Below are 13,976 nucleotides of genomic sequence, written 5' to 3' on the forward strand. Positions count from 1 at the left end.
GCCGGCCGCCGCACCCAGACAGGAAGAGCCCATGACGACTCCGTCCCCGGTCCTGATCACCGGCTGCTCCTCCGGCATAGGCCGGGCCACCGCGCTGCGCCTGAACCGGGCCGGCCACCTCGTCTACGCCACCGCCCGCCGCCCCGAGACGCTGGCGGACCTGGCCACCGCGGGCATCCGCACCCTGCGGCTGGACGTGACCGACGAGGAGAGCATGCGCGCGGTGGTCGGCACCGTCGAGGCGGAGCACGGCAGGGTCGGCACCCTGGTCAACAGCGCCGGCTACGCGCTCTCGGGCGTGGTGGAGGCGGCCGGACCGGAGGAGATCAGACGGCAGTTCGAGACCAACGTCTTCGGACTGGTCCGGCTCACCCAGCTGGTGCTCCCGGCGATGCGCGCGGCCGGCTCCGGCACCGTCGTCAACATCTCCTCCATCTTCGGCCGTTACGCGGTCCCCGGCTCCGGCTACTACAACGCCACCAAGCACGCGGTGGAGGCACTCAGCGACGCGCTGCGCCTGGAGACCGCCGCGTTCGGCGTCCGCGTGGTCCTGGTGGAGCCCGGACCGGTCCGCAGCACCGAGTTCGGCACCACCTACGTCGCCAACCTCGGCGACGCCGGCCGTGACTACGAGGAGTTCAACCGGCAGACCACCGACTACTTCGACGCCATCTACGGCGGCACCCGACGGACGCTGGCGGGCACCTTCGCCATCGACGCCGACGACGTGGCGAAACGGATCGAGAAGATCGTCCGCAGCCGGCACCCGCGCGCCCGCCACCCCGTCGGATTCCTCGCCCACAGCACCCTCGCCCTGCGCCGCCTCGCCCCGGACGTCGTCTTCGACAACCTCTTCGTCCGCCGCCTGTTCCCGGTCCCGCGCAGGCCGCGGTCCCGAACGCAAGGAGAACCCCGATGACCTCGACGACGACCACGGCCCGCCGCACCGCCCCCGGACCCAGGGGGGTACCGCTGCTGGGCAGCCTGGGCCCGTGGAAGCGGAACACCGCGGAGTTCCTGCTGGGCCTCCAGCGCGACTACGGCGAGATCGTCCGGATGCAGCTCGGCCCGTTCACCGTCCACCAGGTCAGCGACCCGGACGTGGTCCGCCACGTCCTGGTGGAGAACAACGGCAACTACGTGCGCGGTCCGCTGTACGAGCAGTTCGGCGTGGTGATGGGCAAGGGCCTGCTGACCACCGACGGCGAGTTCTGGCGCGGCCACCGCCGCGCGGTGCAGCCGGTGTTCCTCAAGAACGCCGTCAACGACATCATCCCCAACATCATCCGCGCCACCGAGGAGATGCTCCAGGACTGGGAGCGCAAGGCCGCCGCCGGCCGCCCGGTGGACCTGATGGCCGACATGCTCCGGCTCACCCTGGTCACCCTCAGCCGCTCGCTGTTCGCCTACGACATCCGGCCCGACACCGCCCTGCTGAAGACCATCGTCGACGACGTGGTGGAGGTGATGTTCCGGCGCGGGGTGCCCACCGAGATGCTCCCCTCCTGGGTGCCCACCGAGCGGAAGCGGAAGATCGCCCGTATCCACCGGGTCTTCGACCGGGTCGTCACCGAGGTGCGCCGGTCCTACGCGCGCACCGGCGAGGGCCCGCTGATCGCCCTGATGGAGCAGGCCACCGACCCGGCCACCGGCCGCCCCTGGACCCACCAGCAGATCAAGGACGAGCTGCTGACCGTCTACCTCGCCGGGCACGAGACCACCGCCGTCGCCCTGTGCTGGACCCTGCTGTCCATCGCCCAGCACCCGCACGTACAGGAGGAGCTGGACGCCGAGCTGGCCACCGTGCTCGGCGGCGCGCTGCCGGACGCGGCGAGTGCCGAGCGGCTCACCTACACCAAGATGGTGGTGGACGAGAGCCTGCGCATGCACCCGCCGATCTGGATCTTCCCGCGCGCCGCGGTGGGTGCCGACACCCTGGGGCCGTACGACATCGAGCCCGGCGCCTCGGTGCTGCTGTCGCCGCTGGTGTCGCACCACAACCCGCGGCACTGGGACAACCCGCTCGCCTTCGACCCCTACCGCTTCACCCCCGAGGCGATCCGCGAGCGTCCCCGGCTGGCCTACTTCCCGTTCGGCTCCGGGCCGCGGCAGTGCGTGGGGAACTACATGGCGCTGCTGGAGCTGAAGCTGATCGTCGCCATGATCAACCAGCGGTTCCGGATCAGCCGGGTGCCGGGCACCTCGCTCCAGTACGGCTCCCCGGTCATCTCGCTGCGCCCGCTGCAGGACGTGATGGTCTCGGTGGTGCCGCGCGAGCGGGGTGCCGCACCGCGCGCCGCGTCCACCGCCCCGGCGGCGGGGACCGGTCCGGCCACGGACGGGACCACCCCGGCCGCGGACGGAGCCGCCGGGACGGCGGACGGGTCCGCCGGAGCCGCCGGGACCGCGGGGGAGCAGGGGGCGGCGGCCCCGGCCGGCGAGGGCGGCGGCACCCCGCCCGCGGGCTGCCCGCACCACCCCTGACCACCGCCGGGGGCCACCCCGGACGACCGCCCCGGAACCGGACCCGGGCCGCCGGCGCCGACCGCCCGGGTCCGGTTCCGGGGCTCGGGCCGTCTTTCGGCCCCGGACGGTCCGACCCCGGAGAGGGTCCGGTGCGGGGTCCGGGTCCGGACGGCTTCGGGGTCCGGGGGCGACCCGGTTTGACATCGGTCGACCGCCGGATGTATCCACGGCGGCCCTGCCGTGATCTGTAGGGGTGAGAGCCGGGCGCCACCCGGACCGTGGCGTCACCACCCGCACCATCCCCGCCCCCGTCCCTCCTCTTCCCCTCCTCTTCTCCTCCCTGTTTCCGTCCCCTCGCCGCGTCCCCGCGCTCCGTCACTTCCCCGGAACCCCCGGCACCCCCCGCGCACCACCGACGACAGGAGACCCCCTCATGGATCGCACCCGGACCGGCGACGCCGTCCCCCGGACCGTCCCCGGGCACGGCTCCGGCGAGCGCCCCGCGACCCACCCGGGCGGCCGTCCCGCGCCCCGCGACCCGGGACACCGAGTCTGTTGACCGGGCCATGGCTACTCTCACGGGCGGTGTTGTAGATTGCACCACCGCTTCAGGACGATGAGCACGTCGTATTCGGGCTTCGCCGCCGTGAGGGACATGATGGGAACGGACAACGACCGCCAGGAACTGCTGGACCGGCTGGCAGGTGCGGTCGGTCCGGTGCCACCGGACGTGGTGGACGGGGCCAAGGCCCTGTTCGCCCGGCTCGCCGCGGAGCGCGGTGGCGCGCACGGCACTCCGGCAGGGGTGACGGCCCCCGCGCCCGGGCCGGAGGAGATCCCGGCGGAGGCGGAGGGAAGCGCGGCGGGCACCGAGGCCCGGTAGGGCCGGTGGGCACCGCGGGGAGAGAGCGCCGCCGCCGGGTCGGGACGGTCGGCGCGCCCGGTCGGGAGGGGTGCCGCCGCCTGGTCGGGACGGCCGGCGCACCCGGCAGGAGCGTGGATGCGGCCGCCCGGTCAGGACAGCTGGCGCACCCGCTCCCCCTCCGGGGTCGCGAAGACCTGGATGCCGGCGGCCCTGATGCGGGCGGCGAGCGCCGCGTCGCTCCGGGAGACCCGGCCCTGCTTCTTCATCAGCCGCTCCAGATGCGCCAGGCAGCGGCGGCGCACCGGCCCGATCGAGCCGCGCGGCATGTCCAGCGCCGCGCTCACCTCGGAGTACGGCATCGGCGGCTCCGCGACCAGCAGGCTCAGCAGTGCCTGGCAGCGGGCCGGCAGCGCGCAGAAGGCGGTCAGCACCTCGTCGTCCCGTTCCCGGGCGAGGGCCATGTGTTCGGGTTGGTCGTCGGCGTCCTGGGCCCGGTCTAAGACCTCGGCCGGGCCGACCGGGATGTGCCGCTTGGAGCGGGCCAGATGGTTCAGGCTCTCCCGCCGGGCGGCGGTGGAGATCCACTGGGCCAGCCGGTCCGGTGACCGCAGCCGGTCCAGGTGCTGCACCACGCGCAGCCAGGTCGCCTGGCTCACGTCCCCGCAGTCGGCGGGGCTGAGCCGATGCCCCTTGGCGATGGCCCAGATGAGCGGTGAATACCGCTCGACGATCCGGTTCCAGCTCTCCTGGTCCCCGTTGAGAGCGCCGTTCACCAGTTCGTCCAGTGCCTGCTCCGGCATGATGGTAACTCCCCGCACTCTTGTGCCTGTGCTGTAGCCGAGCAATATGCTTTATTTTTAAATATAACCTGTAGCGACTGCAATAGCTGTTTACTATAGGGTGTCTCAAGTCGCGAGTGTCAATGGACCCCGGTGGGGTGGTCCACCATGTGGAGTGGCGCCGGCGACAGTGGAGCGCCGGTCGACCGCCACCGTCGGCCTGACGAGGGTGAACGTGGGGTGCCGCAGCGGCAGGCGTTCACTAAACGGAATGGTTGTATCGTTGGCCGCGCCGCGTAACCCCGGTCAGCGGGGTAGTAAGAAGGGGGGATGCGTGTCTTCGGATGATGCGCACACGGCGCCGTTCTCGCGCCGTGAGAGACTTCGGATCGCCACGATCCGTGAGATCAAGGATGTGGCGCGGGCGCTGCTGGTCCAGGAGGGCCCGGAGAACGTCACCATCCGTGCCATCGCACGGGAGATGGGCATGACAGCCCCCGCCGTGTACCGCTACTTCACCAGTCGCGACGCGCTGATCCAGGGTCTGCGTGCCGACATCTTCGCCGAGATGGCCCAGCAGATGGGCTCGGTCATCGGGGCGCTCCCGGCGGAGCAGCCGGGCCGCCGGCTGATCGCCGCCGCCCGCGGGCTGCGGGCCTGGGCGCTCCGGCACCCGCACGAGTTCGGGCTGGTCCTCGGCCCGTGGGCGCCCGGCCTGGGCCGCGAGGAGGCCAAGCCGGAGCGCGACATGGGCTGGGTCTTCGGCTCGGTGATCGCCAACTTGATCGAGGAGCTGTGGCGGGTCAAGCCCTACGACACGCCCGACGAGGACGAGCTGGATCCGGTCCTGGTGGGCCAGCTGCGGGCGCTGAGCGTGGACCAGAACGTGGACCTGCCGGTCGGCGCCATCGCCATCATGCTCCGCTGCTGGGTACGGCTGTACGGACTGATCTGCATGGAGTCGCTGGGGTACATGTCGTTCGCGCTCGCCGACGGGGAGGCGTTCTTCGAACGCGAGTTGCGGGACCTGTGCACGGTGATGGGCATCGACGACTTCGACCGGTGGCCGGCCGAGGACGCCGTGCTCGACGGCGGGTGACCGCCCGCCGCGGCCCCGGCCGGGGCCGCCCCCCGGCCCGCGCGGGCGCCACGACCGGCGCCGGACGTGGGCAAATGCGCCGGACGTCGCGGGGCCCAGGGCGTAAGCTGGGGCGGTGCCCATCCGGACCGCGCCGGACCTGAGACCGAGCCGCCCGCCCGGGGCGAGGGGCCGTCCCTCGCAGCCGGGCCGGGGCGGCGTGTCCGCTGCGTACCGATCCTGCTCACCGGTGTAGAACGGGGGATGTGACGGCATTGGCTAGACGGCCCACCTCCAGCACTCCCGCAGGGCCCGGTCGCCGGGTCCCGTGCTCCGGCGCGGTCCTCGCCCCTGTGCCGGGCTGTCCACGGTGAGCATGGAGGTAGCGCGCAGCGGGTCCTCTCCCACGTCGCCGGGCCGCCCCGGGCCCCGGGCGCACAGCCGGGCCGTACTGGACAAGGCCGCCCACGAGAACTTCCCGGTCGCGCCCTTCTTCCTGCCGCGCGCCTGGCGGGCGGACCTGATGGCCGTCTACGGCTACGCGCGTCTCGTCGACGACATCGGGGACGGCGACGCCGCACCGGACGGCACCGACGCCGCGCTGCTGGGCCTGGACCCCGGCCGGGCGGCGGACCGGCTCGCCGTGCTGGACGCCTTCGAGGCCGATCTGCGGCGGGTCTTCACCCTGGGGGCGCACCCCCGCCACCCGCTGCTGCGCGCCCTGGTCCCCACCGTGCGCCGCCGCGGCCTGACCCCGGAACCGTTCCTCGGACTGATCGAGGCCAACCGCCGGGACCAGCGGGTCCGCCGCTACGCCGATTTCGCGGAGCTGCGCGGGTACTGCCGGCTCTCCGCCGACCCGGTCGGCCGGCTGGTGCTGGGCATCACCGGGTCCACCACCCCCGAGCGTGTCCGCCGCTCGGACGCGATCTGCACCGCGCTGCAGATCGTCGAACACCTCCAGGACGTCGCCGAGGACCTCCGCCGGGACCGGATCTACCTGCCCGCCGACGACATGGCGCGCTTCGAGGTGACCGAGGCGGACCTGGCCGCCCCCACCGCCGGGCCGCGGGTACGCGCCCTGATCGCCTTCCAGGCCCGGCGTGCCGCGGCCCTGCTGGACGAGGGGACCCCTCTGGTGCACAGCGTGCGCGGCCGGCTCCGGCTGCTGCTCGCCGGATTCGTGGCCGGCGGCCGCGCCGCGCTGGACGCCATCGAGGCGGCGGGCCACGACGTGCTCGCCGGCCCGCCCAAGCCCACCAAGCCCGGGGTGCTGCGCCAGGCGGGGGCGACACTGCGAAGGAAGGGGTGAGCCGCCCGTGGACGGACGGACGCCGATGTCCCCGGCGGTGCTCGCGGCGTACCGCTACTGCGAGGCCGTCACCGGCCACCAGGCCCGTAACTTCGCCTACGGCATCAGACTGCTGCCCGCCGGCAAGCGCCACGCCATGTCCGCGCTGTACGCCTTCTCCCGCCGGGTGGACGACATCGGCGACGGCAACCTGACCGCCGGGGCCAAGCGGGCCCGGCTGACGGAGACCAGGGCGCTGCTGGGCCGCATCGCGGACGGCTCGGTCGGCGAGGACCACACCGACCCGGTCGCGGTGGCGCTCGCCGACGCCGCCCGCCGCTACCCCATCCCGCTCGGCGGGCTCGACGAGCTGATCGACGGCGTGCTGATGGACGTCACCGGACGGCGCTACGAGACCTGGGAGGACCTGCGGAGCTACTGCCGCTGTGTGGCCGGCGCCATCGGCCGGCTCTCCCTCGGCGTCTTCGGCACCGTCCCCGGCGCGGCCGACGCCGAGTGCGCGCCCCGGTACGCCGACACCCTGGGACTGGCCCTGCAACTCACCAACATCCTGCGGGACATCCGCGAGGACGCGAGGACCGGACGGACCTACCTGCCCGTCGAGGACCTGGCGAAATTCGGCTGCCCCCCGCTCCTCCGGGACGCCGCCGTGCCGCCCGGCGCCGACTTCACCGGCCTGGTGCAGTTCGAGGTCGGGCGGGCCCGGGCGCTGTTCGCCGAGGGGTTCGAGCTGCTGCCGATGCTGGACCGGCGCAGCGGGGCCTGTGTGGCCGCGATGGCCGGTATCTACCGCAGACTCCTGGAGCGCATCGCCCGCGACCCGGCCGCCGTGCTCCGCGGCCGGGTCGCGCTGCCGACGCACCAGAAGGCGTACGTCGCGGTGCGCGGCCTGGCCGGGCTGGACGCCCGGAGCGTCGCCCGCCGCGACGGGAGGGGACAGCGGCGATGATCCGGGCATACATGCTCCTGCGGCACGCACCCCGCCGCCCGTCCGCCCCACCGAAGGAGGTGACCGTATGACCGCGCACACCCGCCCCGGCCGGCCCGGCCCCGGCACCGCCGGGCCGTCCGGCCCGGCGACCGCCGTGGTCGTCGGCGGCGGGCTGGCCGGCACCGCCGCCGCGCTCGCCCTGGCCGACGCGGGCGTCCGCGTCACCCTGCTGGAGACCCGGCCCCGGCTGGGCGGCCTGGCCTTCTCCTTCCGCCGGCCGTCCCCCGCCGGCGAGCTGACCGTGGACAACGGGCAGCACGTCTTCCTGCGCTGCTGCACCGCCTACCGGTGGTTCCTGGACCGGATCGGCGGCACCCGGCTGGCCCCCCTCCAGGGCGCGCTGGACGTTCCGGTGCTGGACGCCGGCGCCCCCCGCCGGCCGCGGCTGGCCCGCATCCGCCGCAACGGGCTGCCGGTGCCGCTGCACCTGGCCGCCAGCCTCGCCGGGTACCGGCACCTGTCGCCCGCCGAGCGCGCCCGGGCCGGCCGCGCCGCCCTCGCGCTGCGCGGGCTCGACCCGCTCGACCCCGCCCTGGACGACACCGACTTCGCCGGCTGGCTGCGCCGCCAGGGCCAGAGCGCCCGGGCCGTGGAGGCGCTGTGGGACCTGGTGGGGGTGGCCACCCTCAACGCCACCGCCCGGCAGGCCTCGCTCGGCCTGGCCGCCATGGTCTTCCGCACCGGGCTGCTCAGCGAGCCCGGTGCGGCCGACATCGGCTGGGCGCACGCCCCGCTCGGCGAGCTCCACCACACCCGGGCCGGCGCCGCCCTCGCCGATGCCGGCGTCCGTACCGAACTGCGCACCCGGGTTACCGCGCTCACCCGCGCCGCCGACGGCCGCTGGCAGGTGGCCACCGAGCGCGGGGCGACCGGGCCCGGGCAGCTGACCGCCGACGCGGTCGTGCTGGCCGTACCCCAGCGGGAGGCCCACGACCTGCTGCCCCCGGGCGCGCTGGAGGACCCCGGCCGGCTGCTGCGGATCGGCACCGCGCCGATCCTCAACCTGCACGTGGTCTACGACCGGAAGGTGCTGCGCCGCCCGTTCTTCGTGGCCATCGGCAGCCCGGTCCAGTGGGTGTTCGACCGCACCCGCTCCTCCGGGCTCGACCGCCTGCCCGGCGGCGCGGGAGCCCAGTACCTCGCGGTCTCGCAGTCCGCCGCCCACGACGACATCGACCGACCGGTCGGCGAACTGCGCCGGCGGTACCTGCCCGAGCTGGCCCGGCTGCTGCCGGCCGCCCGGGGCGCGACCGTCACGGACTTCTTCGTCACCCGCGAACGCGCCGCGACGTTCGCCCCCACTCCCGGCGTGGGGCGTCTGCGACCACACGCCGCCACCCAAGAGCCCGGCCTCCACCTGGCCGGGGCGTGGACGGCGACCGGCTGGCCCGCGACGATGGAAGGCGCCGTCCGCAGCGGTCTCACCGCCGCGGACGGCGTTCTTGTCGGTCTGGGGCTCGGTCGCCGGCACCGGAACCCGCCGCCCGCCGCCGGCGGGCGGCTCGCCCAGGAGGCGGTATGAGCACCAGCACACAGAACAGAGGAGAGCCTGTGACCCCGGTGACCCCGGCAGTCCACACCGCGGGCGTCGCCGCGCTGCTGGAGCGCGGACGCGCCCTGACCACGCCGGTGCTGCGCGCCGTCGTGGCCCGGCTGGCGCCGCCCATGGACTCCGTCGCCGCCTACCACTTCGGCTGGATCGACGCCGAGGGCCGCCCCACCGCCGCGGACAGCGGCAAGGCCGTCCGCCCCGCCCTCGCGGTGCTCTCCGCGGAAGCGGCCGGGGCCCCCGCCGAGGCCGGCGTCCCCGGCGCGGTCGCGGTGGAGCTGGTGCACAACTTCTCCCTCCTCCACGACGACCTGATGGACGGCGACGAACAGCGCCGGCACCGGGACACGGTGTGGAAGGTGCACGGACCGGCCCAGGCCATCCTGGTCGGCGACGCGCTCTTCGCGCTGGCCGGCGAGATACTGCTGGAGCTGGGCACCGTGGAGGCCGGCCGGGCCGCCCGGCGGCTGACCGCCGCCACCCGCAAGCTCATCGACGGCCAGGCCCAGGACCTCGCCTACGAGCACCGGGAACGGGTCTCGGTGGCGGAGTGCCTGGAGATGGAGGGGAACAAGACCGGCGCGCTGCTGGCCTGCGCCACCTCCATCGGCGCGGTGCTCGGCGGCGCCGACGACCGCACCGCCGACACCCTGGAGCGCTACGGCCACCACCTGGGCCTGGCCTTCCAGGCCGTGGACGACCTGCTCGGCATCTGGGGCGACCCGGTGGCCACCGGCAAACAGACCTGGAGCGACCTGCGTCAGCGCAAGAAGTCCCTGCCGGTGGTCGCCGCGCTCGCCGCCGACGGCCCCGCCTCCCGGGAACTGGCCCGGCTGCTGGCCGCCGACGCGGGCAAGTCCGACGCCGAGTTCATGGACTTCGACGAGGACCAGTTCGCCGCCCGGGCGGCCCTCATCGAACAGGCGGGCGGACGCGACTGGACCTCCCAGGAGGCCCGCCGCCAGCACGCCACCGCGGTCGCCGCGCTGGCGGAGGTGGAACTCCCCGAGCGGGTCCGGGCGGAGTTGACCGCACTCGCCGACTTCGTCGTGGTACGAGAGAGATGATCACCGTCAACCGCATATAGCTCGCCGTCGCCGGCCGGTACCCGAGCCCCGCGCGGCCCGGGTGCCGGCCGACGGAAGCCCCATCACGGCAGAGATCCAACTGCAAGGGGAAGCCATGACAGCGACCACCGTCGAACCCTCCGAGACACCGTCCGAACCCGCGGTACGCACCGCGGCCCGGGCCGCCGCGGACCGCGCCGTGGCCCACCTGCTGGCCAGGCAGGACCCCGCCGGATGGTGGAAGGGCGACCTGGAGACCAACGTCACCATGGACGCCGAGGACCTGATGCTCCGCCAGTTCCTCGGCATCCCGGACACCCGCGTCCTGGCCGCCGCCGCCCGCCACATCCGCTCCCGGCAGCGCGACGACGGTGCCTGGCCCACCTTCCACGGCGGCCCCGGTGACCTGTCCGCCACCATCGAGGCGTACGTCGCCCTGCGGCTGGCCGGCGACCCGGCCGGTGCCCCGCACATGGCCGCCGCCTCCGCCTGGGTCCGGGAGCGCGGGGGGATCGCCCGGTCCCGCGTCTTCACCCGGATCTGGCTCGCGCTCTTCGGCTGGTGGCGCTGGGAGGACCTGCCGGAACTGCCCCCCGAGATGATCTTCCTGCCCACCTGGGTGCCGCTCAACATCTACGACTTCGGCTGCTGGGCCCGGCAGACCATCGTGCCGCTGACCATCGTCTCCGCCCTGCGGCCGGTCCGCCCGGCGCCCTTCGCGCTCGACGAACTGCACGCGGCCGCCGGCCCCGCGCCGGCCCCGGGCACCGGCTGGGACGGGGTCTTCCAGCGCCTGGACCGGCTGCTGCACGCCTACCACAAGGTCCCGCTCCGCCCGCTGCGCCGGGCCGCGCTCCGCTCCGCCACCCGCTGGATCATCGAACGGCAGGAGAACGACGGCTGCTGGGGCGGCATCCAGCCGCCGGCCGTGTACTCCGTCATCGCCCTCCACCTGATGGGCTACGACCTGGACCACCCGGTGCTGCGCGCCGGACTGGAGTCGCTGGACCGCTTCGCGGTGTGGCGCGAGGAACCGGCGGACGGCGGGCCCGCCGACGGCGCCGGCACCCCGGGCCGCACCGCCGAGGTCCGCATGGTGGAGGCGTGCCAGTCCCCGGTGTGGGACACCTGCCTGGCCGCCATCGCGCTCGCCGACGCCGGGCTGCCCGCGGACCACCCGGCCCTGGTGAAGGCCGCCGACTGGATGCTGGACGAGCAGATCACCCGGCCCGGGGACTGGACGGTGCGCCGCCCCGGCCTGCCGCCCGGCGGCTGGGCGTTCGAGTTCCACAACGACAACTACCCCGACATCGACGACACCGCCGAGGTGGTGCTGGCGCTGCGCCGCATCGACCACCCCGACCCCGCCCGGGTGGACACCGCGGTGGCGCGCGCCACCCGCTGGAACCTGGGCATGCAGTCCCGCGACGGCGCCTGGGGCGCGTTCGACGTGGACAACACCAGCCCGTTCCCCAACCGGCTGCCGTTCTGCGACTTCGGCGAGGTGATCGACCCGCCCTCGGCGGACGTCACCGCGCACGTGGTGGAGATGCTCGCCTGGGAGGGCCTGGCCGACGACCCGCGCACCCGGCGCGGCATCGCCTGGCTGCTGGCCGAACAGGAGAGCGACGGTTCGTGGTTCGGGCGCTGGGGCACCAACTACGTCTACGGCACCGGCTCGGTCGTCCCCGCCCTCATCGCCGCCGGACTGCCCGCCTCCCACCCGGCCGTCCGGCGTGCCGTCGGCTGGCTGGAGCGGGTGCAGAACGACGACGGCGGCTGGGGCGAGGACCAGCGCTCCTACCCCGACCCGGCGAACTGGCGCGGCCGCGGAGCCTCCACCGCCTCGCAGACCGCCTGGGCGCTGCTCGCCCTGCTCGCCGCCGGTGAGCGGGACGGCCGGGCCGTGGAGCGCGGCATCGCCTGGCTGACCGCCACCCAGACCCCGGACGGCACCTGGGACGAGCCGTACTTCACCGGCACCGGCTTCCCCTGGGACTTCTCCATCAACTACCACCTCTACCGTCAGGTGTTCCCGGTCACCGCGCTCGGCCGCTACCTGCACGGGGAGCCGCACCGTCCCCGGCCGCGGAGCGCCTGATGCCCGCCGGCCCGGCCGGGCAGGGCACCGCCGCACCGCTGCTGATCGCCTGCGCGCTCGGCATCGAACGGCTCGCGCTGCGCGGCGGCGGGCGGGCTGCGGCCCCGGCTCCGGTCCCGGTCACCGTGGTGCGCACCGGCATGGGGCCGCGGGCCGCCGACCGGGCGGTGACCCGGGCCCTGGACACCGGTGGGGCCGCGGCGGCCACCGCGGTCATCGCCACCGGTTTCTGCGCCGGGCTGGCCCGCGGCATGCACCCCGGCGACCTGGTGGTCGCCGACGAGACCCGGGGCCCGGACGGCCGTACCCGGTGCACCGGCGGCGACGTGCTCACCGCCGCCCTCGCCGAACTGGTCCGCGGCCACCCGCGGCGCACCGTGCACACCGGTCCGGTGGCCGGCTCCGACCACGTGGTGCGCGGTGCCGAGCGCGCCGCGCTGCGGGCCACCGGCGCGATCGCGGTGGACATGGAGTCCGCCGCCACCCTGCGGGCCGCGGTGCGCGCCGGCCCCCGCCCGGTTGCCGCCGTCCGGGTGGTCGTGGACGCCCCGGAACACGAGCTCCTGCGCATCGGCACCGTGCGCGGTGGAATATCGGCTTTCCGTGTCCTGCGCGCAGTGCTCCCGGCCTTTTACGAATGGCACCGCTCCGAAGCCGCTCCCCAGGAGGTGAGCTAGATGGCCATGCCGCTCCGTCAGTCCATCCGGGTCGCGACGTATCTCTTCGACCAGAAGGTGATCCGCCGGCGCGACAAGTTCCCGCTGATCGTGGAACTGGAACCGCTCTACGCCTGCAACCTCAAGTGCGAGGGCTGCGGGAAGATCCAGCACCCGGCGGGCGTGCTCAAGCAGCGCATGCCGGTGGCCCAGGCGGTCGGCGCGGTGCTGGAGTGCGGCGCCCCCATGGTCTCCATCGCCGGTGGCGAACCGCTGATGCACCCGCAGATCGACGAGATCGTACGCCAGCTGGTGGAACGGCGGCGCTACGTCTTCCTGTGCACCAACGCGGTGCTGCTGCGCAAGAAGATGGACCTGTTCACCCCCTCCCCGTACTTCGCGTTCGCCGTCCACATCGACGGGCTGCGGGAACGGCACGACGAGTCGGTCGCCAAGGAGGGCGTCTTCGACGAGGCGGTGGCCGCCATCAAGGAGGCCAAGCGGCGCGGCTTCCGGGTCACCACCAACTCCACCTTCTTCAACACCGACACCCCGCAGACGGTGGTCGAGGTGCTCAACTTCCTCAACGACGAGCTGAAGGTGGACGAGATGATGATCTCGCCCGCCTACGCCTACGAGAAGGCGCCCGTCCAGCACCACTTCCTCGGCGTCGAGCAGACCCGCGAGCTGTTCCGCAAGGCGTTCGCGGGCGGCAACCGGCGGCGCTGGCGGCTCAACCACAGCCCGCTCTTCCTGGACTTTCTGGAGGGCCGCACCGACTTCCCGTGCACCGCCTGGGGCATCCCCAACTACTCCGTCTTCGGCTGGCAGCGCCCCTGCTACCTGATGGCCGACGGATACGTGCCCACCTACCGCCGGCTGGTGGAGGAGACCGACTGGGACGCGTACGGGCGCGGGAAGGACGCCCGCTGCGACAACTGCATGGCCCACTGCGGGTACGAGCCCACCGCGGTGCTCGCCACCATGGGGTCGCTCAAGGAGTCGCTGCGCGCCGCCCGCGAGACCATCGGCGGCAACCGGGGCTGAACCGGATAACGACGGACCCACGACGTGGGCCGGGTCACCGCGGCGGCGCCGCGGCGGAGCCGGCC

At 74.2% G+C, this 13,976-nt stretch carries 12 protein-coding genes; 11 read left to right on the forward strand and 1 reads right to left on the reverse strand.

Annotation, left to right across the window (positions count from 1 at the left end; genetic code table 11):
• Positions 1-31 precede the first annotated feature (31 nt).
• The 3 genes from IHE55_RS24875 (at position 32) to IHE55_RS24885 (ending at position 3,349) form a co-directional block, all read left to right on the forward strand.
• Positions 32-919 (forward strand): SDR family NAD(P)-dependent oxidoreductase, encoded by an 888-nt coding sequence (locus IHE55_RS24875; protein WP_197991065.1) that lies wholly within the window; start codon positions 32-34, stop codon positions 917-919.
• The gene (locus IHE55_RS24880) at positions 916-2,484 is read left to right on the forward strand and encodes a cytochrome P450 (RefSeq protein ID WP_197991066.1); all 1,569 of its coding nucleotides are present in this window, start codon (positions 916-918) and stop codon (positions 2,482-2,484) included. Before IHE55_RS24875 ends, IHE55_RS24880 begins: the two co-directional genes overlap by 4 nt.
• A gap of 598 nt (positions 2,485-3,082) precedes the next feature.
• On the forward strand, positions 3,083-3,349 hold the full coding sequence (locus IHE55_RS24885) for a hypothetical protein (RefSeq protein ID WP_197991067.1): 267 nt from the start codon (positions 3,083-3,085) through the stop codon (positions 3,347-3,349).
• A 131-nt stretch (positions 3,350-3,480) separates the two neighbouring features.
• On the opposite strand, the gene IHE55_RS24890 is transcribed toward IHE55_RS24885, so the two are convergent.
• On the reverse strand, positions 3,481-4,131 hold the full coding sequence (locus IHE55_RS24890; protein WP_232265688.1) for an RNA polymerase sigma factor: 651 nt from the start codon (positions 4,129-4,131) through the stop codon (positions 3,481-3,483).
• A gap of 313 nt (positions 4,132-4,444) precedes the next feature.
• On the opposite strand from IHE55_RS24890, the gene IHE55_RS24895 reads away from it, so the two are divergent.
• From IHE55_RS24895 to hpnH, 8 genes are all read left to right on the forward strand, one after another.
• Positions 4,445-5,209, forward strand: a complete 765-nt coding sequence (locus IHE55_RS24895; protein ID WP_197991068.1) for a TetR/AcrR family transcriptional regulator — start codon at positions 4,445-4,447, stop codon at positions 5,207-5,209.
• Positions 5,210-5,564: 355 nt separating this feature from the next.
• On the forward strand, positions 5,565-6,500 hold the full coding sequence (gene hpnC / locus IHE55_RS24900) for a squalene synthase HpnC (protein WP_197991069.1): 936 nt from the start codon (positions 5,565-5,567) through the stop codon (positions 6,498-6,500).
• Between the two features lie 25 nt (positions 6,501-6,525).
• Entirely contained in the window at positions 6,526-7,449 is a 924-nt protein-coding gene (gene hpnD, locus IHE55_RS24905) for a presqualene diphosphate synthase HpnD (protein ID WP_197992235.1), read from the forward strand.
• A gap of 67 nt (positions 7,450-7,516) precedes the next feature.
• On the forward strand, positions 7,517-9,013 hold the full coding sequence (gene hpnE / locus IHE55_RS24910; protein WP_197991070.1) for a hydroxysqualene dehydroxylase HpnE: 1,497 nt from the start codon (positions 7,517-7,519) through the stop codon (positions 9,011-9,013).
• Entirely contained in the window at positions 9,010-10,107 is a 1,098-nt protein-coding gene (locus tag IHE55_RS24915; protein WP_197991071.1) for a polyprenyl synthetase family protein, read from the forward strand. Before hpnE ends, IHE55_RS24915 begins: the two co-directional genes overlap by 4 nt.
• A gap of 115 nt (positions 10,108-10,222) precedes the next feature.
• On the forward strand, positions 10,223-12,208 hold the full coding sequence (gene shc, locus IHE55_RS24920) for a squalene--hopene cyclase (RefSeq protein WP_197991072.1): 1,986 nt from the start codon (positions 10,223-10,225) through the stop codon (positions 12,206-12,208).
• A complete protein-coding gene (locus tag IHE55_RS24925) occupies positions 12,208-12,885 on the forward strand; it encodes a phosphorylase family protein (protein ID WP_197991073.1) in 678 nt (225 codons plus the stop codon). Before shc ends, IHE55_RS24925 begins: the two co-directional genes overlap by 1 nt.
• Positions 12,886-13,911, forward strand: a complete 1,026-nt coding sequence (hpnH, locus tag IHE55_RS24930) for an adenosyl-hopene transferase HpnH (RefSeq protein WP_197991074.1) — start codon at positions 12,886-12,888, stop codon at positions 13,909-13,911. It abuts the gene before it with no gap.
• Positions 13,912-13,976 lie beyond the last annotated feature (65 nt).

The sequence above is a fragment of the Streptomyces pactum genome (assembly GCF_016031615.1).
GTDB classification, from domain to species: Bacteria; Actinomycetota; Actinomycetes; order Streptomycetales; family Streptomycetaceae; genus Streptomyces; species Streptomyces pactus.

What these genes read in the sequence shown, in the direction of transcription:
- IHE55_RS24875 (WP_197991065.1), top strand. Translation starts at nt 32, where the DNA reads ATGACGACTCCGTCCCCGGTCCTGATCACCGGCTGCTCCTCCGGCATA.
- IHE55_RS24880 (WP_197991066.1), top strand. Translation starts at nt 916, where the DNA reads ATGACCTCGACGACGACCACGGCCCGCCGCACCGCCCCCGGACCCAGG.
- IHE55_RS24885 (WP_197991067.1), top strand. Translation starts at nt 3,083, where the DNA reads ATGAGCACGTCGTATTCGGGCTTCGCCGCCGTGAGGGACATGATGGGA.
- IHE55_RS24890 (WP_232265688.1), bottom strand. Translation starts at nt 4,131, where the DNA reads ATGCCGGAGCAGGCACTGGACGAACTGGTGAACGGCGCTCTCAACGGG.
- hpnC (WP_197991069.1), top strand. Translation starts at nt 5,565, where the DNA reads ATGGAGGTAGCGCGCAGCGGGTCCTCTCCCACGTCGCCGGGCCGCCCC.
- hpnD (WP_197992235.1), top strand. Translation starts at nt 6,526, where the DNA reads ATGTCCCCGGCGGTGCTCGCGGCGTACCGCTACTGCGAGGCCGTCACC.
- hpnE (WP_197991070.1), top strand. Translation starts at nt 7,517, where the DNA reads ATGACCGCGCACACCCGCCCCGGCCGGCCCGGCCCCGGCACCGCCGGG.
- IHE55_RS24915 (WP_197991071.1), top strand. Translation starts at nt 9,010, where the DNA reads ATGAGCACCAGCACACAGAACAGAGGAGAGCCTGTGACCCCGGTGACC.
- shc (WP_197991072.1), top strand. Translation starts at nt 10,223, where the DNA reads ATGACAGCGACCACCGTCGAACCCTCCGAGACACCGTCCGAACCCGCG.
- IHE55_RS24925 (WP_197991073.1), top strand. Translation starts at nt 12,208, where the DNA reads ATGCCCGCCGGCCCGGCCGGGCAGGGCACCGCCGCACCGCTGCTGATC.
- hpnH (WP_197991074.1), top strand. Translation starts at nt 12,886, where the DNA reads ATGGCCATGCCGCTCCGTCAGTCCATCCGGGTCGCGACGTATCTCTTC.